The following is a 20,980-nucleotide window of genomic DNA, read 5'->3' on the forward strand; positions in this document are numbered from 1 at the left end:
AACCGGTTAACTATAATGCGCCCATTGAAACAGGCTATTTACTCCAGCCGTACGGCTGACAAGTTCGTCGTACGCCTGCCAGACGGAATGCGCGAGCGCATCGCCGAAGTGGCTCGCAACCATCACCGCAGCATGAACTCAGAAATCATTGCTCGTCTTGAGCAAAGCCTTATTCAGGAAGGTGTACTGGGTGACGAACTCAGCATGCGCCTGGACAGCCCAGAACTTTCCCTGCATGAACGTGAGCTGCTGCAACGCTTTCGACAACTGTCACATCGCCAGCAAAACGCCCTGGTTTCACTGATTGCTCACGACGCTGAAGCGGCATCCGAGTAATCCTGATTTAAATCAGGCACAAAAAAGCCAGCATCGCGCTGGCTTTTTTTATGGGCGCTGTTCACGCCCGCTACAAAAACGGCCTGATCAGACAGTGTCCGATCAGGCCGCAGACCATCAAAGCAGGAAGATGGTTGCCAGCCCCAGAAAGATGAAGAACCCGCCACTGTCGGTCATGGCGGTAATCATCACACTCGCGCCCATGGCCGGGTCACGCCCCATCTTGGCCAACGTCATGGGGATCAATACTCCCATCAGCGCTGCAAGTAGCAGGTTGAGTGTCATGGCCGCGGTCATCACCACGCCCAGCGACCAACTGCCATACAGCAGGTACGCAACAACGCCAATTACCCCGCCCCACACCAGGCCATTGATCAGCCCCACGGCCAGCTCCTTGCGCATCAGACGCGAGGTGCTGCCGGTGTTGACCTGATCGAGCGCCATCGCTCGTACGATCATGGTGATGGTCTGGTTGCCAGAGTTACCGCCAATGCCGGCCACGATAGGCATCAGCGCTGCCAGTGCCACCAGTTTTTCAATCGAGCCTTCAAACAGGCCGATCACCCGCGAAGCAATAAACGCCGTGACCAGATTGACTGCCAGCCAGGCCCAGCGGTTACGCAGGGACTTCCAGACCGAGGCAAAAATATCTTCCTCTTCGCGCAGACCGGCCATGTTGAGAACTTCGGTTTCGCTCTCCTCACGGATCAGGTCGACCATTTCATCGATGGTCAGACGGCCAATCAGCTTGCCGTTCTTGTCGACTACAGGCGCCGAGATCAAGTCATAACGCTCGAACGCCTGAGCGGCATCGTAGGCATCTTCGTCCGGATGGAAACTCACCGGATCGCTGGCCATTACCTCGGACACTTGCTTTTCAGGGTCGTTGACCAATAAACGCTTGATCGGCAACACGCCCTTGAGCGCACCGTCGTAATCGACCACGAACAATTTATCGGTATGCCCAGGCAGCTCTTTGAGGCGACGCAGGTAACGCAGTACGACTTCAAGGCTGACATCCTCACGGATCGTCACCATCTCGAAGTCCATCAGGGCGCCGACTTGATCCTCGTTGTAGGACAGTGCGGAGCGAACGCGCTCACGCTGCTGACCATCAAGGGTCTCCATCAACTCATGGACGACGTCTCGCGGCAGCTCAGGGGCCAGGTCAGCGAGTTCGTCGGCATCCATCTCCTTGGCGGCTGCCAGAAGCTCGTGATCGTCCATGTCGGCGATCAGGGTTTCACGTACCGAGTCGGATACTTCAAGCAAGATGTCGCCATCGCGATCAGCCTTGACCAACTGCCAGACCGTCAAACGGTCGTTCAGCGGCAACGCTTCGAGGATGTAGGCAACGTCTGCGGAGTGCAGGTCTTCCAGCTTGCGCTGGAGCTCAACAAGGTTTTGCCGATGGACCAGGTTTTCAACCCGATCATGGTTATGGCCTTCCTGACGATGAGTCAGGTCTTCGACCACACGCTGGCGATTAAGCAGCTCAATAACTTGAGCGAGGCGGCTTTGCAGGCTGTCTTGCGTTTTCTTTACTTCAACTTCGGTCATAGGCGAACTCCACTCCCAGCAGCAGGGCACGCCGGAAGGATCAATCAGTCAATTCATGATTGGAAAAACGGGATGCTGAGTTTCTACTGGGTAAGTCCATGGAAGTATTCCACAAGCCCCGGCGGGGCTGACGGGCGCAATCATACACGGCTTAAAAATTTATGACGCAAAAATCTTGGACTTAACAAAAGCTTGCGAGGCGCCGTCGAACGGCGCCTGCACGATGATTGTGCGACGCAGGTTAAAACGCATAGGACACAAGCCGAAGATGAAATCTCAGCGTGTACAAGGGTCAGCATAACCTGGGGAGAAGTCTGGCGAATGACAGTAATGTTCAAATCGCAGATAGCAAAAAGCCTGCACACTGTGCAGGCTTTTTGGTGTTTGGTGCACTCGACAGGATTCGAACCTGTGACCGCTCGGTTCGTAGCCGAGTACTCTATCCAGCTGAGCTACGAGTGCAAGTTGTGTTTGTTAGACCAGACCACCCTGGTTGAAGCAAAGTTAACCGCCGAAGCAACTAACTCTTAAATGGTGCACTCGACAGGATTCGAACCTGTGACCGCTCGGTTCGTAGCCGAGTACTCTATCCAGCTGAGCTACGAGTGCAAGTTGTGTTTGTTAGACCAGACCACCGCTGGTTGAAGCCAAGTTAACCGCCAAAGCCATTAACTCTTAAATGGTGCACTCGACAGGATTCGAACCTGTGACCGCTCGGTTCGTAGCCGAGTACTCTATCCAGCTGAGCTACGAGTGCATTTGAAGCTGCGTATTATAGACCGTTGAATCTCTCTGACAAGCTTTTTTTTCAGTAATTTCAACAACTTACCGAACTGTCTAGATTCGAACGTGCTACATGAATAATGGCGGAGAAGGGGGGATTCGAACCCCCGACACCCTTTTGAGATGTACTCCCTTAGCAGGGGAGCGCCTTCGGCCACTCGGCCACCTCTCCGCAACACGGGGCGTATAATAACCAGCCTTTTCCCCGCATGCAACTAAAAACTTAAATAAAATTAAAGACTTGGTTCTTCGTCCTTTTCTTTCTTGATCCGCAGGTAGATCTCCTCACGGTGCACAGCAACTTCCTTGGGAGCATTCACACCAATGCGCACTTGGTTGCCTTTGACACCGAGCACGGTCACAGTAATTTCGCCATCGCCTATGATCAGGCTTTCCGCACAACGGCGAGTCAGAATCAGCATACGTTTCTCCTCACACTTTTCATTTCAGGGACAACAGTCTGCAAAAAAAAAGAGCCCGGGCCTACTAGCCGAACAGCTATAGCACCCTGCGCTCCTAAGTATTGACCAACATGACAAAACAGGTGGGCCTGGTTCATGCCTGCCAAAAAAAACAAAGGGCGCGGATTAACCGCGCCCTCCTGGTAACGCTTTACTCACCCTGCCGGGCTGGCGCGTCCAGGTCAAAAGCGGTGTGCAGGGAACGCACGGCCAGCTCCAGGTACTTCTCTTCAATCACCACCGACACTTTGATCTCGGAGGTCGAGATCATCAGGATGTTGATGTTCTCTTTGGCCAGTGCTTCAAACATGCAGCTGGCAACGCCCGCATGAGAACGCATGCCTACGCCGACAATCGAAACCTTGGCAATGTTGGTATCACCCACCACTTCACGGGCGCCGATCTCGCGCGCCGTGTTTTCCAGCACGGTTTGTGCGGCGTTGTAGTCATTGCGGTGCACAGTGAAGGTGAAGTCGGTGGTGTTATCGTGCGCGACGTTCTGCACGATCATGTCGACTTCGATATTGGCCGCGCTGATCGGGCCCAGAATCTTGAACGCCACGCCCGGGGTGTCTGGCACGCCACGGATGGTCAGCTTGGCTTCGTCGCGATTGAACGCGATACCAGAAATGATCGGCTGTTCCATGGATTCCTCTTCATCAATAGTAATGAGGGTGCCTGGACCCTCCTTGAAGCTGTGCAAAACGCGCAGCGGAACGTTGTACTTGCCTGCGAACTCGACTGCGCGGATCTGCAACACCTTGGAGCCCAGGCTGGCCATTTCCAGCATTTCTTCGAAGGTGATCTTTTCCAGACGCTGAGCTTTGGCCACAACCCGTGGGTCTGTGGTGTAAACCCCGTCTACATCGGTATAGATCTGGCATTCATCAGCCTTCAGGGCCGCCGCCAGTGCCACACCGGTGGTGTCAGAGCCGCCACGACCCAACGTGGTTATGTTGCCGTGCTCATCGACGCCCTGGAAACCTGCAACCACAACCACACGCCCGGCCCCAAGGTCGGCGCGAATCTTCTGATCGTCAATTTTCAGGATGCGGGCTTTGGTGTGCGAGCTGTCCGTAAGGATGCGCACCTGGCTGCCGGTATAGGACACCGCAGGTACACCGCGCTTGTTCAGCGCCATCGCCAGCAGACCAATAGTCACCTGCTCGCCCGTGGATACAATTACATCCAGCTCGCGAGGTGACGGGTGATCGCTGATTTGCTTGGCCAGTTCGATCAGGCGATTGGTTTCGCCGCTCATTGCAGAGAGCACGATCACCAGATCATTACCGGCTTCGCGGAACTTCTTAACTTTATCGGCGACCTGCTCGATTCTCTCGACAGTGCCGACCGAGGTGCCTCCAAACTTCTGTACGATCAAAGCCATTTCAAAGCAGCCTCAGCCCATAAAGGGCGCCCATTTATCATTCAAACGACGCGCCATCACTAGACGATGGCGCGTACTGGACCTCAGATACCCTGTTCGACAAATGGCACAGTCAGGGCCAACGCGGCGTCCAGGGCTGCAGCATCAACACCGCCGCCTTGCGCCATGTCCGGACGACCACCGCCCTTCCCGCCCACTGCCGCAGCGGCCTGCTTCATCAAATCACCGGCTTTGAGTTGGCCAGTCAGGTCTTTGGTTACGCCTGCAACCAGTACAACCTTGTCTTCATGAACACTGCCGAGCAGGATCACCGCACGGCCGAGCTTGTTCTTCAGCTGATCTACCAGCGCCAGTAGCGCCTTGCCATCTTGACCATCCAGGCGGGCGGTCAACACTTTCACGCCTTTTACGTCCACTGCCGACGATGACAGGTCATCGCCCGCAGCGCTTGCAGCTTTGGCCTGCAATTGTTCCAGTTGTTTTTCCAGCTGGCGATTACGCTCAAGCACCGCCGACAGTTTGTCGACCAGGTTTTCACGCGAGCCCTTGACCAGGCTTGCGGCTTCCTTGAGCTGCTCTTCGGCGGCGTTCAGGTAAGCCAGTGCGGCCGCGCCTGTAACAGCCTCGATCCGACGAATACCGGAGGCTACACCGCCCTCACTGATGATTTTCATCAGGCCGATATCGCCAGTACGGTTGGCGTGAATACCGCCACACAATTCAACCGAGAAATCGCCGCCCATGCTCAGTACGCGCACGTTGTCGCCGTACTTCTCGCCAAACAGCGCCATGGCGCCTTTTTGCTTGGCGGTTTCGATGTCGGTTTCTTCAGTCTCGACCGGGGTGTTCTTACGAATCTCGGCGTTGACGATATCTTCCAGCGCCTTGATCTGCTCAGGCTTGATCGACTCGAAGTGGCTGAAGTCAAAGCGCATGCGCTGACTGTCGACCAACGAACCTTTCTGCTGAACGTGCTCGCCCAGCACCTGGCGCAAGGCCGCGTGCAGCAAGTGAGTCGCCGAGTGGTTCAGCGCGGTGGCGTGACGCACATCAGCATCTACCTTGGCTTCAACGGATTCGCCTGTTTTCAGGCCGCCCGCTGCAACCACGCCGTGGTGCAGGAACGCGCCGCCGGTTTTAGTGGTGTCGCGCACGTCAAAACGCGCTGCGCCAGCTTGCAGGTAACCGCAATCGCCTACCTGGCCGCCCGACTCGGCGTAGAACGGGGTCTGATCAAGAATGACCACGCCGTCATCGCCTTCGCTCAAGCTGGCAACCGACTGACCGTCTTTGTAGAGAGCAACGACTTTGGCCGGGGCCTGGGTCGCGCTGTAACCGATAAACTCGGTCGGCACATCGACTTTAACCAGAGTGTTGTAGTCCAGGCCGAACGCGCTGGCCGAACGCGCACGCACACGCTGGGCTTCCATCTCGCGCTCGAAGCCTTCCTCGTCCACGGTCAGGTTGCGCTCACGGGCGATGTCGGCCGTCAGGTCCATCGGGAAACCATAGGTGTCGTAGAGCTTGAACACTACGTCGCCCGGCACCACGGTGCCCTTGAGTTCAGCCAGATCCAGCTCAAGGATTTTCAGGCCCTGCTCCAGGGTCTTGGAGAACTGCTCTTCTTCGGCTTTAAGCACGCGCTCGATGTTGGCTTGCTCGCGAACCAACTCCGGGAAGCCTTCGCCCATCTCGGCAACCAGTGCCGCGACGATCTTGTAGAAGAAGCTGCCGGTTGCGCCCAGCTTGTTGCCGTGACGGCAGGCGCGCCGAATGATGCGGCGCAATACATAGCCGCGACCTTCATTGGAAGGCAATACGCCATCGGCAATCAGGAAGCTGCACGAACGGATGTGGTCGGCTACAACCTTGAGCGATGCCTGGCCTTCGTTGGCACAGCCGATGGCTTGCGCCGCGCCATTGAGCAGGCTCTGGAACAGATCGATGTCGTAGTTGGAGTTGACGTGCTGCATCACCGCACTGATCCGCTCCAGGCCCATGCCGGTATCTACCGACGGCGCTGGCAACGGATGCAACACGCCATCGGCGGTGCGGTTGAACTGCATGAACACGTTGTTCCAGATTTCGATGTAACGGTCACCGTCTTCATCTGGCGAGCCCGGCGGGCCGCCCCAGATTTCAGGACCGTGATCGTAGAAAATCTCGGTGCAAGGGCCGCACGGGCCGGTATCGCCCATGGTCCAGAAGTTGTCCGATGCGTACGGCGCACCTTTGTTGTCGCCAATACGGATCATGCGTTCGGCAGGGACGCCGACTTCTTTGGTCCAGATGTCATACGCTTCGTCATCGCTGGCGTAAACGGTTACCCAGAGCTTGTCTTTAGGCAGCTTGAGAACGCCGGTCAGGAAAGTCCAAGCGAAGTTGATCGCGTCTTTCTTGAAATAATCGCCGAAGCTGAAGTTACCGAGCATTTCAAAGAAGGTGTGGTGACGTGCGGTGTAGCCGACGTTTTCCAGGTCGCTGTTCTTGCCGCCGGCTCGCACGCACTTCTGGCTGCTGGTCGCTCGGGTGTAGGCACGTTTTTCTTGACCCAGGAAGCAGTCCTTGAACTGGTTCATCCCCGCGTTGGTGAACAGCAGGGTTGGGTCGTTATTCGGGACCAAGGAGCTGGAAGGGACACGGGTGTGACCTTGCTCCTCGAAGAAGCGAAGGAAGGCTTCACGGATTTCTGCGCTTTTCATAGGTTCTTCCACGGAGGCTGCGGCCAGAGGCAAGTGAATCACGTCAATCGACAGTGCGACTCGCAAAGGGCCGCATTATATCGGCCCTTCGCCTCGGGTACAGCGTGTTTATACGATAGCGACAAGCAATTGGACGGATCGCAAGATTATTGGCGGGAAAACTCGGTAAAAACGGCTATTACGTGCTCAATCTGACTGTGACTGACATCCATATGCGTCACCATTCGCAAGCGCGGTGCCGCGCTGAGCCTGATCCCCTCCTCGGCCGCAAAGGCCTTGAGAGCCTCCGCCCGCTCGTCGATCTGCACATAGACCATATTGGTCTGCACCGGCTCCACCTCATACCCGGCAGCACGCAGGCCCTCGGCGAGGAACTGCGCATTGGCATGGTCGTCCGCCAGACGCTCAACCTGATGGTCCAGCGCATACAACCCGGCAGCCGCCAACTGGCCTGCCTGGCGCATGCCACCACCGACCATCTTGCGCAAGCGTCGGGCCTTGCCGATCAGCTCGGCAGTGCCGCACAACACGGAGCCCACTGGCGCACCCAAACCTTTGGACAGGCACACCGATACCGAGTCGAAATGCCGGGTGATATCACTCGCATCAACCCCCAGCTTGACGGCCGCGTTGTACAGCCGAGCGCCATCAAGGTGCAGCGCCAGCCCATGCTCACGGGTCAGGCGACTGGCCGCTGCCAGATACTCAACCGGCAGCACCTTGCCCTGCATGGTGTTTTCCAGGGCCAGCAAACGGGTGCGGGCAAAGTGAAAATCGTCAGGCTTGATCGCGGCAACAACCTGCGCCAGGTCCAGCGAACCATCCGCCTGAACCTCCAGCGGCTGCGGCTGAATCGAGCCCAGTACCGCCGCCCCGCCGCCTTCATATTTATAGGTGTGGGCCTGCTGACCGACGATATATTCGTCACCGCGCCCGCAATGAGCCATCAGTGCCAGCAGGTTGCTCATGGTACCGGTGGGCACGAACAGCGCACTGGCAAAACCCAGACGCAAGGCCAGTTCGGACTCCAGCTTGTTTACCGAAGGATCTTCGCCATACACATCGTCGCCCATCGGCGCATTTGCCATGGCCTCGCGCATGCCAGCGCTGGGTTGGGTCACGGTGTCACTACGAAGATCGATAACAGTCATTGGAGCGGCCTCGGCAATAAGGGATCAGCACTGGAGACTAATCGGGGAATTCCCTTTCGAACAAGCGTAGCGCAGGCAGATTGGCCATATATTTGTGTTTGCACAGAAATCGACTGCTAACCCAGCAAGAAATTTGATTGCTATTAGCAAAAAGCAGCCATGCATCTGCGAAAAATTTGTGATACAAAATGCCCGCCGCCAGAAAGGCTGGCGGCAACGTTCTCAGGGCGGGGTGCGACTCCCCACCGGCGGTAATTGCGCGCAAAGCGCATAGCCCGCGAGCGCTTGGTCGGTCCCCGCTTCGGCGAAGACAGATCAAGGTCAGCAGACCCGGTGTGATCCCGGGGCCGACGGTCATAGTCCGGATGAAGAGAGAACGGGATTGGCGCCAAAGGGCCGTCAACCAGGTGGACAAGTGACGATGCCAAATGGCCGTGCGCTGCCCACCTGAACGTACCCTTTAATCCCATTCGATTCATATGCCCTGTTTTTCACACAAACAGGAATCTGAACATGCAACCCACCGCAATCGACAGCAAAAGCAAAAACCACCACGAGCGCGTAGCGTTTATCCAAGCCTGCTGGCACAAAGACATTGTCGATCAGAGTCGTAAAGGCTTCCTGGCCGAAATGCTGGTACAGGGCTATCAGGAAAGCGACATCGATTTCTTTGAAGTCGGCGGCGCCTTTGAAATCCCGCTGCACGCCAAGCTGCTGGCCAAGACTGGCCGTTATGCCGGTATCGTCGGCGCGGCACTGGTGGTGGATGGCGGCATCTACCGTCACGATTTCGTCGCCCAGTCCGTAGTCAGCGCCCTAATGCAAGTGCAACTGGAAACCGAAGTGCCGGTATTCTCGGTCAGCCTGACCCCGCACCACTTCCATGCCGGTGAAGAACACCACAAATTCTTCTTCGACCACTTCGTGCACAAAGGCCAGGAAGCGGCAAAGACCTGCGTCGATACCCTGCAAAAAATTCGCGACTTGAAGCGCATGGACACCCAGCAAAAACGCGCGGTGTAAATCGCCAGCCCACAAGCCAGACTTCGGTCCGGCTTGTGGGCACCGCTACAATTATCTGACACCGCAGCACCCTCCAGAGCCGTTTGAATAAAGCCTCTTTATTCACTGGAGTACCCACGATGACCTCTTTCACCCCTTCAGCCTCCACTGCACGGCTTCAAGCCGAGCATGAATTCGCCATAAATGGCGCCAGCCAAGGCCCCGGCACGACCACCACAACCCTGCCAATAACCGACCACACCCTCGAGACCCGCACTCATGTCGTTGTCCACAAGGGTCAGAGCGTCACCATTGATCGCTACACCCACGAATACTCCACACCTATCTCCGAGGGCACGGATCGGCTGGTTTTCACCATTGAAGGGCTGCACCGAACCACTCTGGTGACCCGCACCGGTAATCGACTGCTGATCGATATCAATCACCTGCGCTTTCGCGTTACCCCGGCCAGCGCCAGACAAATCATTGAAATCCATACCCAGGACGGTAACGACTCGGTCTACATTGCCGCCACGGTCATGCAGCCCCTGCACATCAACACCGGCTCAGGCGACGACACCGTTGTCACCAGTTCAGGCTTCGCCCAGGTATACACCGGCCCCGGCAATGACCGCGTGATGACGAGCGATGGACGCACCTATATCGAAACCGGTGAAGGGAATGACGTGGTCAATGCCATCGGCAGCGGCGTAATGACGGTCTACACCGGCAAAGGGGATGATTTTGTGCGCGGCGGGGCTGGCAGGTGCTACATCGAGACCGGAGAAGGCAATGATATTGCCATTGGCGGCGAGCAACACAGCATCATCAGTGGCGGTGACGGCGATGATCTTTTGTACGCTGGTCAAGGCAGCAACGCCCTTTATTCAGGCCTGGGGGATAACGCCTTCGCAGGGCTCAAGCCCAACGACAAGGCGCACTCAATAGAGCCTGTGACCACCGTAAGCGAGGGCGTTCTGGTGCCCACCAATACGCAAAATGACGCCACATCCTTTATCGATAGCCAGGTCAGCAAAATCGACGCGCAATCGCTGGCGAGTTCAGGGCTGGTCATTCAGGGAGCACCCGCATTCGTCGAGCGTGTGACCGATGACTTGAAAATGTTACTGGGTTCGACCTACGGCCAACAGCTGCTGGCAGCCCTGAGCAAGAGCATTCACGCCAGCCAAAAGCCCATCACCATTGTGGAACTCAAGCGTATCGACAACGGGATGTACCAGCCCGCGCTGCTGATGGCGTCGCCTTACATAGCAGGTGGCTCTGCTGGCTGGGGAGCCTTTGGCGGAACGGTCTACTACAACCCGGCCCACCAGAAAGACGAATCGGTGCCTCTGGCCTCGCTCTACCATGAGCTGTGTCATGCCTACAACTACGTGACCGGCACCATTTTTTCGGGAACCGGCCCGGATCCGCAACAACCCCACATACCGCCAGCCCAGGCCGACAACGCGGAGCTGCAGGTAGTCGGCTTGCCCGCCAGCGCAGAGCCCTTTGACTTTGATAACGACCCGCTCACCCCTCCCACCAGGACCAACCCGGTGGCCTTTACCGAAAACGGCATACGCGAGGAGTTGGGGCTGCCTTCACGCAAAAGCTACATAAGGTTCATTCCAGGCTAAACCAGCGCCTCGATTGCAGCAGGCTCAATAATCATCCCGGCGCGCAGACCGTTCTTGACCTTGGGGTTTGGGAAGATAATCCGCGCGCCCTCTTCTTCAATGACCCAACGCGTCTTGCCCGCGTCTTGCGCCAGCAGGTATCCCTTGGGTAACTCACAGAAGTTTTCGACGTCCACCGGTAAATGCAGGATAAATGCATCGCTGTGCTTGATCACTTCACGGGCCACGCTAAACAGCTGCAAGCCTTCGAGCGAAGCCTCGGCCAGCGGCGACTCGGTGCCCTCGATGATCTGCTGCAAACGCAGCTCAAGACGCTCGACATTGACCCCGCCGTTCTGCCCGAAAGGCCGGGCTTTGCCCAACTCCAGGGTAAACGCCTCGGCGCCCAGCCGGTCGTAGGTGTAAGCACTGAACACAATCGAAGGCTTGTTTTGCAACAGCACCGCTTCCATCCCGGCTGCGCGCAAGCGGGCCAGCTCGTCGCGCGAGTGAGTACGCCCTTCCTTGTAGGGATAGAGCGCGAACTGCTCGATCTTCGATCCACGAATCGCCGTGTGTAAATCGTAATGCAGACGGGTGCGCTCAGGCGGGCTGAAAAACGTTTCGGCCAGATGCTCAAGTTCGCACGCGCGCAGGGCCTCGGGGCCGCTGCTGCTTGCGTGGCGACCATTGAACAGCCGGTTGAGGTCTTCTTCGACAAACCGCGCGCCGGTGCGCATGGCACCCGGGTTGCCGAACAGGAACAGAATTCGTGCGCGGGGTTTGATTTCTCCCCGCGCAATGGCATGCAACAGACGATCGAGCAACTCGATCGGCGCTGTTTCATTGCCGTGGATGCCGGCTGACAACAACAGATCCATGCCGTTGTCGCGAGCCTCGGGCGGGCGTACTTCAAGCGCGCCTTCGGTCAGCCAGCGCATCCGCACGCCGTCGACAGTCAGTTGAGTTTTCTCGGCTGGTTCACGTCCAGCCAAGGTCAGTTCAAGCAGTTTGCCGAGAGCGAGCATGGTGCATCCTTAATCAGTGGTTGCAGTCTGGACCGTGTACGTGATCGTCTTCGTCATCGCTCAGATCAGCCGGTTCCATTTCCAGTTGCAGGCTGACAAGGTTAGTCGCTAATGGACGCAGCAGCAGGTTGGCGTATTCGGCATCGCCTTCTTCAACGTCAACACCGATCAGCAACTGGCCACGGCCGTCTTGCTGAATCCACAATTCTTTGCCCTGCCACATCACGGCAACGCGGGTGCAGCTGGTTTCCAGCTGGGTGCCATCAGTGTCTTCAAGGATCAACTTCAGGGTATCGGTCATTCTTTTGCTCTCATTGGGAGGTGAAGGTGTGTGCCCGGCACTAATAATCGCTCAGGCACACCGCCGTTCAATTGATCTGGAAGGGGTAAACCGAGCCCAGTTTAAGGATTTGCGTCAGTTCATCCAATGCCGTGCGGCACTCAAGCAACAATTGCGGGTCGGCCAGATCGCTTTCGCGCAGGGCGTCGCGGTAGTGCTTGCTGACCCACTGGGTCAACGTGTCATACAACGGCGCGGTCATGATAACCCCCGGATTGACCGCTGCCAGCTCAGTTTCATTGAGTGCGACACGCAACCGCAGGCACGCCGGGCCACCGCCGTTCTGCATGCTCTGCTTAAGGTCAAACACCTTGACCTCGCGAATCGGCCCACCAGCAGCCGTCAGCCCTTGCAGGTATTGCCAGACACGCGGGTTGGCGCGGCACTCTTCAGGCACGATCAGCAGCATGGAACCATCCGCACGGCTCAGCAGTTGGCTGTTGAACAGGTACGAACGCACCGCATCTTCCACGGCCACCTGATCGCGAGGCACGCTGATCGACTGGAAGTTAGCGCCACGGGCCGCCAGCTTGCCATGCAACTCGGCCAGCATCTGCTCGGTATTGAGGAACGCGTCCTGGTGATGGAACAACAGCTCACCATTGCCCACGGCAATCACATCGTTGTGAAACACCCCTTGGTCGATGACGGAAGGGTTTTGCTGGGCGAATACCACGCCCTCTTCGCTCAGACCGTGCAGGCGGGCTACCGCTTGCGAAGCTTCAAGGGTCTGGCGGGCCGGGTATTTTTGCGGCGCCGGGTAACGACTGTCGAACGCACTGCGACCGAACACAAAGAATTCGACACCTGCCTCGCCATATTCACGGCAAAAGCGCGTGTGGTTGGCCGCGCCTTCATCGCCGAACTGAGCCACTGCGGGCAGTGCAGCATGGTGCGCAAAGTGTTGCTGATCAGCGAACATCGCGTCCAGCACGCGGCTGGTGGTCGGGTGCTCGATGCTGCGGTGGTATTTGCAGTTGAGGTTGGCAGCAGTGAAGTGCACACGCCCGTCTGCAGTGTCTGCACTTGGGCTGACAGTCGCGGCGTTAGCCACCCACATGCTCGATGCCGAGCAACTGGCAACCAGCAACGGCATGGCTTCTTTGGCTGCGCGCTCGATAACCTGCGCGTCGGTGCCGGAAAAACCCAGACTGCGCAAAGCTGCAACGTCCGGACGCTCTTGCGGCGCCAGCACACCCTGGACAAAACCCATGTCCATCAGCGCTTTCATTTTTTCCAGGCCTTGCAGCGCGGCTTCCCTGGGGTTGGAGGCCTGCTGACTGTTGCTCTGGGAGGCGACGTTGCCAAACGACAAACCGCCATAGTTATGGGTCGGCCCCACTAAACCGTCAAAATTGACTTCAAAGGACTTCATCGGTGAGGCTCCGGGAAACGGTGGCTATTTGTATCTCCTGTGGGAGCGGGCTTGCTCGCGATGCGTACGATGCGGTTTTGCTGCCAGACCGCGCTGATGCAATCGCGAGCAAGCCCGCTCCCACAGGAATGAGATAAGCGTTACGACATTCTCACGCCAGGGGTCAACGCCGCTGGCAGGGTCAAGGTCGGGGTTTCAAGAGAAGCCACCGGGTACGCGCAATAATCTGCTGCGTAATAGGCACTGGCGCGATGGTTGCCCGACGCCCCGACGCCACCAAAAGGTGCACTGCTCGCCGCGCCCGTCAGCTGTTTGTTCCAGTTCACGATCCCGGCACGGCTCTGCAGCCAGAACTGCTGATAGCGCGCCTTGGAATCCGACAGCAAGCCCGCCGCCAAACCAAACGCGGTGTTGTTGGCCTCGACAATTGCCGCGTCAAAGTCGGCGTAGCGAATCACTTGCAGCAATGGCCCGAACAGCTCTTCGTCCGAACGATCGCTGACTTCAGTCACGTCGATAATGCCCGGCGTCAGCAAGGCGGCATTGCTGTCGGGCTGGTGCATTTCCAGCAGGGCAACAGCGCCCGAACCCAACAGAACTTCTTGTGCATCCATCAAGGCGCGTGCGGCGCCCAAGGAAATCACCGACCCCATAAAGGGTGCGGGCTGCTGATCAAAAGCCCCCACTTCGATGTTCTGGCTGACTTCAACCAGACGCGTCAGCAGGCTGTCGCCCCATGCGCCTTGCGGCACCAGCAAACGGCGGGCACAGGTGCAACGCTGCCCGGCAGAGATAAAGGCCGACTGAATGATGGTGTAGACCGCAGCATCCAGATCCGCGACCTGATCGACCACCAGCGGGTTATTGCCGCCCATTTCCAGGGCCAGGATCTTGTCCGGGCGCCCGGCAAACTGCTGATGCAGTGCATTGCCAGTGCGGCTCGAACCAGTGAAGAACAACCCGTCGATACCTGTGTTCGCCGCCAGTGCGATACCGGTTTCGCGCGCACCTTGCAGCAGGTTCAACACCCCGGCTGGCAGCCCGGCTTCGATCCAGCACTTGACGGTCAGCTCAGCGACTTTGGGGGTCAGCTCGCTCGGCTTGAAAACCACGCTGTTACCGGCCAGCAATGCCGGAACAATATGCCCATTAGGCAGATGACCAGGGAAGTTGTACGGACCGAATACGGCAACCACACCATGGGGCTTGTGGCGCAAAACAGCGGTGGCATCGCCCAGCGGGCCGCTTTTTTCACCTGTGCGCTCGCGGTAGCTTTGCACCGAGATCGCCACTTTGTTGATCATGCTGGTGACTTCGGTGGCCGACTCCCAAAGTGGCTTGCCGGTTTCTTCACCGATGCAACGTGCCAGTTCATCCGCGTGAGTTTTAAGGCTCGCGGCAAAGGCTTCAAGCACGCTCAGGCGCTGTTCAAATGTGCGTGTGGCCCACTCCGGGAAAGCCTGACGCGCGGCCTTGACGGCGGCATCAACCTGCTCGGCATTGGCGCCATTACCTGCCCACAGCACTTTCTGGGTGACCGGATTCAGCGATTCAAAGGCTTCGCCCTGCCCGTTCTGCCAGGCGCCTGCAATGTACAACGTGCTCATTATTTCGACTCCCGTGGGGCAACTGGCTGGGCCGACAAGGCAACCGCGCGCACTTGATCGCCTGCGGTCAGTTGCAAGCGTTTGGCGGTCAGTGGATCGACAACCAGAGTGCCAGCAGCCAGACGCGCAGGCGCTGCGGTGATGCGGCAATCTTCACGCTTGCGGTTGTGAATCAGGTAAGGCGTGGCATCGTCACCCGGGGTGCCGATGGCCAGCACCAGCGCTTCGCTGTCGCGTACAGCGCGGATCTTGCTGGTTTCGCATTCCACCGCCGGGCCCGCGTCAAAAATATCGACGTAGCCCTGGTAACTGAAACCTTCGCTTTTAAGCATGTTCAGCGCCGGTTCGGTGTGGGTATGCACCTTGCCGATCACCGCACGGGCATCTTCAGACAAGAAGCAGGTGTACACCGGGAACTTGGGCATCAACTCGGCGATAAAGGCTTTGTTGCCTACACCGGTCAGGTAGTCGGCCTGGCTGAATTCCATCTTGAAGAAGTGTCGACCCAGGCTTTCCCAGAACGGCGAGCGCCCGGCTTCATCGGACATGCCACGCATTTCGGCAATGATCTTGTTACCGAACAGCTCCGGGAACTCGGCGATAAACAGCATCCGGGCCTTGGCCAGCATCCGGCCATTGAGGCCCGTGCGGTAATCGGCACTCAGGAACAACGAGCACAGCTCAGAGTTGCCGGTCAGGTCGTTGGCCAGAAACAGGGTCGGAATTTCCCGATAAATACTCAGCTCTTGCGAGGCGCTGACGGTCAGGCCCACCCGGAAGTTATACCAAGGCTCGCGCAGGCCCACGGCGCCAGCAATGGCGGAAATACCCACCACCTTGCCTTCGTCGTTTTCAAGCACAAACAGGTAATCCGCATCGCCGCGCTCGGCCTCACCACGGAAGGTTTTTTCAGCCCAGGTCACTCGATGCAGCAAGCGCTCTTCGTTGGCCGGCAAGGTGGTCAGGCCGGTTCCGGTGCTGCGTGCCAGCTCAATCAGGGCCGGTAAATCGCTATTGCGTACAGGACGAACGATCATGCTATCTCCTCAGACGGGGCTCGCTGACGAACCCCGCGAAACTCGCTCAAACGCGTTAAACCGCCACCACTCGTACGCTGGCACCTTCGCCAACGCCGAGTGCTTCGGCCGCTTCCAGATCCAGCGTGACCGGCTTGCCCGGCGCCCAATCAAGCTCCAGCAATACTGCGCGGTAGTCCTGCAACTGGGCATTGGCCACAAGGTACTGACGACCGCCGCCTTTGCTCAGCGTGCCGATCTTGACCGGAACCACGCGGCTTTGAGCGATTGAGCGGATCCCCGAAACCCGTGCATGCAGGGTCGGGCCACCGTCGAAAATGTCGATGTAATGATCGGTCTCGAAGCCTTCACGCATCAGGATGTCGAAGGTGATCTGCGCCCGCGGGTGGACTTGCCCCATGGCCTCTTGGGCAGTGTCAGGCAGCAACGGCACGTAAATCGGGTAGTGCGGCATCAGCTCGGCGAGGAAAGTACGGCTTTTCAGCCCGCACAGACGCTCGGCGGCAGCGTAGTTCAAGTCGAAGAAGTTACGGCCAATAGCGTCCCAAAATGGCGAGTCGCCATTTTCATCGCTATAACCGACGATCTCGGTTACCACCGAATCGGCAAAGCGTTCCGGGTGGTTGGCCACAAACAGCAGACGGCCACGGGAGTTGAGCTCGGACCAGGCCGACCCCACAAGTTCCGGGACCACATAGAAACTGGTCAGCAAGCTATTACCGGTCAGGTCATGGCACTGCGACAGGACGTGGATCTTGTTGTGGATCTTCAGCTCGCGGGAGGCGTGAACGAAGGTCTCGTTACGGAAGCTGTAAAACGGCTCCGAGTAACCGGCCGAAGCCACAATCGCCGAACACCCCACCAGCTTGCCGGTGGTGGTGTCTTCAAGAACGAAGAAGTAGCTCTCTTCGCCATTGAAGCTGACTTCGGCAGCAAACGAGGTTTCGGACGCGGCGATCTTGTCGCGCAGGCGTTCGATATCGTCCGGCAATGAAGTGACACCAATCGGGCTATCCGCAGCCAGACGCTGTACCTCGCCCAGATCAGCCATTTGCGCAGGGCGCATCACCAGCATGGTGTCACTCCTTAATCCATAAAATAAGAGGGGAAAAACAAGACCGCCCTGCAGGAGTTAGTCTGCTGCGAAGGTCGTGAACGATAGCGCGGCTCTCGAGACTTTCGCGAGCAGGCTCGCTCCCACAGGGAATGCCGGTCAGGCTTGTGTCAGTGTTTTAACGGCGCGCTCGAAGCGGTTCAGACCTTCTTCGATATCGGCTTCTTCAACCACCAGACTTGGGGCGAAACGCACCACATCGGGGCCAGCCTGCAGAATCATCAGGTTTTCTTTTTCTGCGGCATTGAAGATGTCTTTAGCCTTGCCTTTCCAGGCATCGCTCAACACACAGCCGATCAACAGGCCCATGCCACGCACTTCAGTAAACAGGCCGTATTGCTGGCCGATTTGCTCAAGACGGGTTTTGAACAGGTCATGCTTGGCTTTAACGCCTTGCAGCACCTCAGGGGTGTTGATCACATCGATCACCGCATTGCCGACTGCGCACGCCAGCGGGTTACCGCCGTAAGTGGTGCCGTGGGTGCCGACAACCAGATGCTTGGCCAGCGCTTCGGTGGTCAGCATCGCTGCGATCGGGAAACCACCGCCCAGGCTCTTGGCACTGGTCAGGATGTCCGGCGTCACGCCGTAATGCATGTAGGCAAACAGTTCGCCGGTACGGCCCATGCCGGTTTGCACTTCGTCAAACACCAGCAGCGCATTGTGCTGGTCGCACAGCTCGCGGGCGCCTTGCAGGTAAGCCTGCTCGGCAGGCAGCACGCCGCCTTCGCCTTGAATCGGCTCCAGCACCACGGCACAGGTCTTGTCCGAGATCGCCGCTTTCAGCGCGTCAAGATCGTTGAACGGAACATGGGTGATACCGGTGATTTTTGGACCGAAACCGTCGGAGTACTTCGACTGCCCGCCTACGTTTACGGTGAACAGCGTGCGGCCGTGAAAGCTGTTGAGCGCGGCAATGATTTCGTACTTCTCGGCGCCGAAACGGTCATGGGCCACACGACGGGCCAGCTTGAAGGCGGCCTCGTTCGCTTCGGCACCCGAGTTGCAGAAGAACACGCGCTCGGCGAAGGTCGAATCCACCAGTTTTTTGGCCAGGCGCAGTGCCGGCTCGTTGGTGAACACGTTGGATACGTGCCAAAGGTTGTTTGCCTGTTCAGTCAACGCGCCAACCAGTGCCGGATGCGCATGGCCAAGAACGTTAACGGCAATGCCACCCGCGAAGTCGATCAGCTCTCGACCTGCCTGGTCCCAGACACGGGAACCGGCGCCACGCACAGGAATAAAGGCCGCAGGTGCGTAGTTGGGAACCATGACCTGATCGAAATCGGCGCGTTGCACCGGGGCTTGCTCAACGGACATCGGAGTCTCCTGAAGAGGAACGCCTGCCTAAACTGGCGAGCGATGGGGGGATTGTAGGGACACATCGGGGGCGCGCCTTGTCGCCAAGCGACAACTTCTTATAGCGCCAAACCACGATTTACACAGGCTTACGACAATGCGACATATTCCGTCACAAAGGCGCAGTTTAAACGCTGGGGCGTATTTACGGCAGCACTCTGGCGCGCTGATTTGCCCCCAAAGCATGAGCATTGCCGCAACGGCAGGTCATGCTGGTTTCAGGGGCAGGATGGGGCGGGACGATTTCAGCCGCGTTCGGCGGGTGCCGATGACAACTCGAACGGGCTGCTGCTGCGGCGCTGGTTACGGTCTTCTCGCGGCGTCGCGCCGAAAAAGTTGCGATACGCACTGGAAAAATGCGGCCCAGACGAGAAACCACAGGACAAACCGATCTGAATGATCGACTTGCTGGTCTGCATCAGCATTTGCCGGGCCTTGTTCAGGCGCAGCTCCAGGTAATACTGGCTGGGCACCCGATTGAGGTATTGCTTGAAGATTCGCTCCAACTGCCGACGCGATACGCACACATGTTGGGCGATTTCGTCAGTGGTCAGCGGTTCCTCAATATTGGCTTCCATCAGCAACACGGCCTGGGTCAGCTTGGGATGGCTGGAACCAAGGCGGTTTTGCAGCGGGATGCGTTGACGCTCGCCACCCTCGCGAATGCGCTCCACCACCAACTCTTCGGAAACCGCACCGGCCAGCTCAGCGCCATGATCACGGGCCAGCACAGCCAGCAACAAGTCGAGCACCGACAACCCGCCACAGGCACTCAGGCGATCACGATCCCAATCAAACAAATGACTGGTGGCAATCACCTTGGGGAAACGCTCGGCAAAATCATCCTGCCAGCGCCAATGCACCGCGGCACGATAACCATCGAGCAGGCCTAATTGCGCCAGCGGGTAGACCCCGGCCGACAACCCGCCAATCACACACCCTGCCCGCACCAGCTGCTTGAGCGCGCTGCTCAAGGCTGGCGCCAGGGAGGTCGGAGGCTCGTCCGCCAGCAGGAACAGTTTTTGGCAACCTTCAAGCTTGCCGTTCCAGGGCTCGCCGGGCAATTGCCAGGCGCCTTCGATAGGCGGCTCGGCCTGCAGGAACAACAACTCGTAAACGACTTCAGGATGCACGCGCTGAGCAACACGCAACGCTTCCTCGGCCAGCGCCAGGGTCAAGGCTTTGGTGCTGGGCCAAATGAGGAAACCAATTCGATGGGCGGTCATAGCGTGCTATCCGGAACGAAAACGGGAATAAAACCTATGCAACTAGCCTAGGCCAGCTGCGCGGGATGCGGAGCATGACCTATTTTGGTGCACAGAGGCAGTCTTAAAACTGCAGTTACTTCAAGCTGCCCGACAGAAACTGCTGCAACCGCTCGCATTGTGGATTGACCAGCACTTCACGCGGATTGCCGCTTTCCTCAACAATCCCTTTGTGCAGGAACACCAGCTGGTTTGACACTTCACGGGCAAAGCCCATTTCGTGAGTCACCACCACCATGGTCCGGCCTTCCTGCGCCAGGTCCTGCATCACCTTCAGTACATCACCCACCAGCTCCGGATCGAGGGCAGAGGTCGGCTCGTCAAACAGCATGACTTCAGGCTCCATCGCCAGCGCACGGGCAATCGCCACACGCTGCTGCTCACCGCCGGACATGTGCCCTGGGTAGGCATCCTTGCGATGGGACACGCCTACCTTGTTGAGGTAATGCTCGGCTTTTTCACGGGCCTCGGCCTTGGTCATCCCCAGCACGTGCACTGGCGCTTCCATGATGTTTTCCAACGCGGTCATGTGCGACCACAGATTGAAATGCTGAAACACCATCGACAGGCGCGAACGCATGCGCTGCAACTGCTTGGGATCAGCAGCCTTGAGTGCGCCGTCCTTGTTGGCAATCAGCTTGAGCTCTTCGCCATTGAGCAGGATCTTGCCTGCATGGGGCTGCTCAAGCAGGTTGATGCAGCGCAAAAAGGTACTTTTGCCGGAACCACTGGAACCGATGATGCTGATCACATCGCCCGCCTTGGCGGCCAGTGAAACGCCTTTGAGCACTTCATGACTGCCATAGCGTTTATGCAGGTCTTGGACTTCAAGTTTGTACATGCTGTCGGTTCTC

17 protein-coding genes, 4 tRNA genes and 1 riboswitch are annotated in these 20,980 nt (G+C 57.9%); of the genes, 3 read left to right on the forward strand and 18 right to left on the reverse strand.

The features are described from left to right. Nucleotides 1–15: 15 nt before the first annotated feature. A complete protein-coding gene (locus V6L79_RS21455; protein WP_019823397.1) occupies nt 16–336 on the forward strand; it encodes an Arc family DNA-binding protein in 321 nt (106 codons plus the stop codon). A gap of 117 nt (nt 337–453) precedes the next feature. Here V6L79_RS21455 and mgtE read toward each other — a convergent pair whose 3' ends face one another. The 9 genes from mgtE to ltaE all read right to left on the reverse strand — a co-directional run bounded on the left by mgtE (nt 454) and on the right by ltaE (nt 8,380). Further along, entirely contained in the window at nt 454–1,896 is a 1,443-nt protein-coding gene (gene mgtE / locus V6L79_RS21460; protein ID WP_261739306.1) for a magnesium transporter, read from the reverse strand. Nucleotides 1,897–2,281: 385 nt separating this feature from the next. Then, nucleotides 2,282–2,358 (reverse strand) — tRNA-Arg (locus tag V6L79_RS21465). A gap of 70 nt (nt 2,359–2,428) precedes the next feature. Further along, a tRNA-Arg gene (locus V6L79_RS21470) sits at nt 2,429–2,505 on the reverse strand. A gap of 71 nt (nt 2,506–2,576) precedes the next feature. Continuing rightward, nucleotides 2,577–2,653 (reverse strand) — tRNA-Arg (locus V6L79_RS21475). A gap of 107 nt (nt 2,654–2,760) precedes the next feature. Continuing rightward, nucleotides 2,761–2,851: transfer RNA gene (locus tag V6L79_RS21480), tRNA-Ser, on the reverse strand. A gap of 61 nt (nt 2,852–2,912) precedes the next feature. Then, nucleotides 2,913–3,101 carry a carbon storage regulator CsrA gene (gene csrA / locus V6L79_RS21485; RefSeq protein ID WP_003175645.1) on the reverse strand — a complete coding sequence of 63 codons (189 nt, stop codon included), beginning with the start codon at nt 3,099–3,101 and terminating at the stop codon, nt 2,913–2,915. 190 nt (nt 3,102–3,291) lie between these two features. After that, nucleotides 3,292–4,527: an aspartate kinase gene (locus V6L79_RS21490; RefSeq protein ID WP_261739307.1), complete on the reverse strand. Its 1,236-nt coding sequence runs from the start codon at nt 4,525–4,527 to the stop codon at nt 3,292–3,294. A gap of 83 nt (nt 4,528–4,610) precedes the next feature. After that, on the reverse strand, nt 4,611–7,229 hold the full coding sequence (gene alaS / locus V6L79_RS21495) for an alanine--tRNA ligase (protein ID WP_261739308.1): 2,619 nt from the start codon (nt 7,227–7,229) through the stop codon (nt 4,611–4,613). Nucleotides 7,230–7,375: 146 nt separating this feature from the next. Continuing rightward, nucleotides 7,376–8,380 carry a low-specificity L-threonine aldolase gene (gene ltaE, locus V6L79_RS21500; protein ID WP_321834242.1) on the reverse strand — a complete coding sequence of 335 codons (1,005 nt, stop codon included), beginning with the start codon at nt 8,378–8,380 and terminating at the stop codon, nt 7,376–7,378. A 214-nt stretch (nt 8,381–8,594) separates the two neighbouring features. Then, a riboswitch (FMN riboswitch) is annotated at nt 8,595–8,762 on the forward strand. Nucleotides 8,763–8,893: 131 nt separating this feature from the next. On the opposite strand from ltaE, the gene V6L79_RS21505 reads away from it, so the two are divergent. Together V6L79_RS21505 and V6L79_RS21510 are read left to right on the forward strand one after the other, a co-directional pair. Then, nucleotides 8,894–9,403: a 6,7-dimethyl-8-ribityllumazine synthase gene (locus V6L79_RS21505; protein ID WP_261739310.1), complete on the forward strand. Its 510-nt coding sequence runs from the start codon at nt 8,894–8,896 to the stop codon at nt 9,401–9,403. A gap of 119 nt (nt 9,404–9,522) precedes the next feature. Then, the gene (locus V6L79_RS21510; protein WP_338579489.1) at nt 9,523–11,022 is read left to right on the forward strand and encodes a M91 family zinc metallopeptidase; all 1,500 of its coding nucleotides are present in this window, start codon (nt 9,523–9,525) and stop codon (nt 11,020–11,022) included. Here V6L79_RS21510 and astE read toward each other — a convergent pair. From astE to V6L79_RS21555, 9 genes are all read right to left on the reverse strand, one after another. Continuing rightward, nucleotides 11,019–12,029: a succinylglutamate desuccinylase gene (astE, locus tag V6L79_RS21515; protein ID WP_261739312.1), complete on the reverse strand. Its 1,011-nt coding sequence runs from the start codon at nt 12,027–12,029 to the stop codon at nt 11,019–11,021. The genes V6L79_RS21510 and astE overlap by 4 nt on opposite strands. 13 nt (nt 12,030–12,042) lie before the next feature. Then, the gene (locus V6L79_RS21520) at nt 12,043–12,330 is read right to left on the reverse strand and encodes a topoisomerase II (protein WP_235573226.1); all 288 of its coding nucleotides are present in this window, start codon (nt 12,328–12,330) and stop codon (nt 12,043–12,045) included. A 67-nt stretch (nt 12,331–12,397) separates the two neighbouring features. Next, entirely contained in the window at nt 12,398–13,744 is a 1,347-nt protein-coding gene (gene astB, locus V6L79_RS21525) for an N-succinylarginine dihydrolase (protein ID WP_338579490.1), read from the reverse strand. A 140-nt stretch (nt 13,745–13,884) separates the two neighbouring features. Continuing rightward, the gene (gene astD / locus V6L79_RS21530) at nt 13,885–15,354 is read right to left on the reverse strand and encodes a succinylglutamate-semialdehyde dehydrogenase (protein ID WP_338580340.1); all 1,470 of its coding nucleotides are present in this window, start codon (nt 15,352–15,354) and stop codon (nt 13,885–13,887) included. Further along, on the reverse strand, nt 15,351–16,388 hold the full coding sequence (astA, locus tag V6L79_RS21535; RefSeq protein WP_261739314.1) for an arginine N-succinyltransferase: 1,038 nt from the start codon (nt 16,386–16,388) through the stop codon (nt 15,351–15,353). Before astA ends, astD begins: the two co-directional genes overlap by 4 nt. A gap of 55 nt (nt 16,389–16,443) precedes the next feature. Further along, the gene (gene aruF / locus V6L79_RS21540) at nt 16,444–17,463 is read right to left on the reverse strand and encodes an arginine/ornithine succinyltransferase subunit alpha (RefSeq protein ID WP_261739315.1); all 1,020 of its coding nucleotides are present in this window, start codon (nt 17,461–17,463) and stop codon (nt 16,444–16,446) included. A gap of 138 nt (nt 17,464–17,601) precedes the next feature. Then, on the reverse strand, nt 17,602–18,822 hold the full coding sequence (locus tag V6L79_RS21545) for an aspartate aminotransferase family protein (RefSeq protein WP_261739316.1): 1,221 nt from the start codon (nt 18,820–18,822) through the stop codon (nt 17,602–17,604). 284 nt (nt 18,823–19,106) lie between these two features. Next, nucleotides 19,107–20,087 (reverse strand): transcriptional regulator ArgR, encoded by a 981-nt coding sequence (argR, locus tag V6L79_RS21550; protein WP_261739317.1) that lies wholly within the window; start codon nt 20,085–20,087, stop codon nt 19,107–19,109. Nucleotides 20,088–20,202: 115 nt separating this feature from the next. Then, entirely contained in the window at nt 20,203–20,967 is a 765-nt protein-coding gene (locus V6L79_RS21555) for an ABC transporter ATP-binding protein (RefSeq protein ID WP_261739318.1), read from the reverse strand. Nucleotides 20,968–20,980: the final 13 nt, after the last annotated feature.

It is taken from the genome of Pseudomonas sp. ML2-2023-6 (assembly GCF_037055265.1).
GTDB lineage: Bacteria > Pseudomonadota > Gammaproteobacteria > Pseudomonadales > Pseudomonadaceae > Aquipseudomonas > Aquipseudomonas kulmbachensis.

Excerpts from the sequence above, each read along its gene's own strand:
- V6L79_RS21455 (WP_019823397.1), top strand. The coding sequence starts at position 16 with ATGCGCCCATTGAAACAGGCTATTTACTCCAGCCGTACGGCTGACAAG.
- mgtE (WP_261739306.1), bottom strand. The coding sequence starts at position 1,896 with ATGACCGAAGTTGAAGTAAAGAAAACGCAAGACAGCCTGCAAAGCCGC.
- csrA (WP_003175645.1), bottom strand. The coding sequence starts at position 3,101 with ATGCTGATTCTGACTCGCCGTTGTGCGGAAAGCCTGATCATAGGCGAT.
- V6L79_RS21490 (WP_261739307.1), bottom strand. The coding sequence starts at position 4,527 with ATGGCTTTGATCGTACAGAAGTTTGGAGGCACCTCGGTCGGCACTGTC.
- alaS (WP_261739308.1), bottom strand. The coding sequence starts at position 7,229 with ATGAAAAGCGCAGAAATCCGTGAAGCCTTCCTTCGCTTCTTCGAGGAG.
- ltaE (WP_321834242.1), bottom strand. The coding sequence starts at position 8,380 with ATGACTGTTATCGATCTTCGTAGTGACACCGTGACCCAACCCAGCGCT.
- V6L79_RS21505 (WP_261739310.1), top strand. The coding sequence starts at position 8,894 with ATGCAACCCACCGCAATCGACAGCAAAAGCAAAAACCACCACGAGCGC.
- V6L79_RS21510 (WP_338579489.1), top strand. The coding sequence starts at position 9,523 with ATGACCTCTTTCACCCCTTCAGCCTCCACTGCACGGCTTCAAGCCGAG.
- astE (WP_261739312.1), bottom strand. The coding sequence starts at position 12,029 with ATGCTCGCTCTCGGCAAACTGCTTGAACTGACCTTGGCTGGACGTGAA.
- V6L79_RS21520 (WP_235573226.1), bottom strand. The coding sequence starts at position 12,330 with ATGACCGATACCCTGAAGTTGATCCTTGAAGACACTGATGGCACCCAG.
- astB (WP_338579490.1), bottom strand. The coding sequence starts at position 13,744 with ATGAAGTCCTTTGAAGTCAATTTTGACGGTTTAGTGGGGCCGACCCAT.
- astA (WP_261739314.1), bottom strand. The coding sequence starts at position 16,388 with ATGATCGTTCGTCCTGTACGCAATAGCGATTTACCGGCCCTGATTGAG.
- aruF (WP_261739315.1), bottom strand. The coding sequence starts at position 17,463 with ATGCTGGTGATGCGCCCTGCGCAAATGGCTGATCTGGGCGAGGTACAG.
- V6L79_RS21545 (WP_261739316.1), bottom strand. The coding sequence starts at position 18,822 with ATGTCCGTTGAGCAAGCCCCGGTGCAACGCGCCGATTTCGATCAGGTC.
- argR (WP_261739317.1), bottom strand. The coding sequence starts at position 20,087 with ATGACCGCCCATCGAATTGGTTTCCTCATTTGGCCCAGCACCAAAGCC.
- V6L79_RS21555 (WP_261739318.1), bottom strand. The coding sequence starts at position 20,967 with ATGTACAAACTTGAAGTCCAAGACCTGCATAAACGCTATGGCAGTCAT.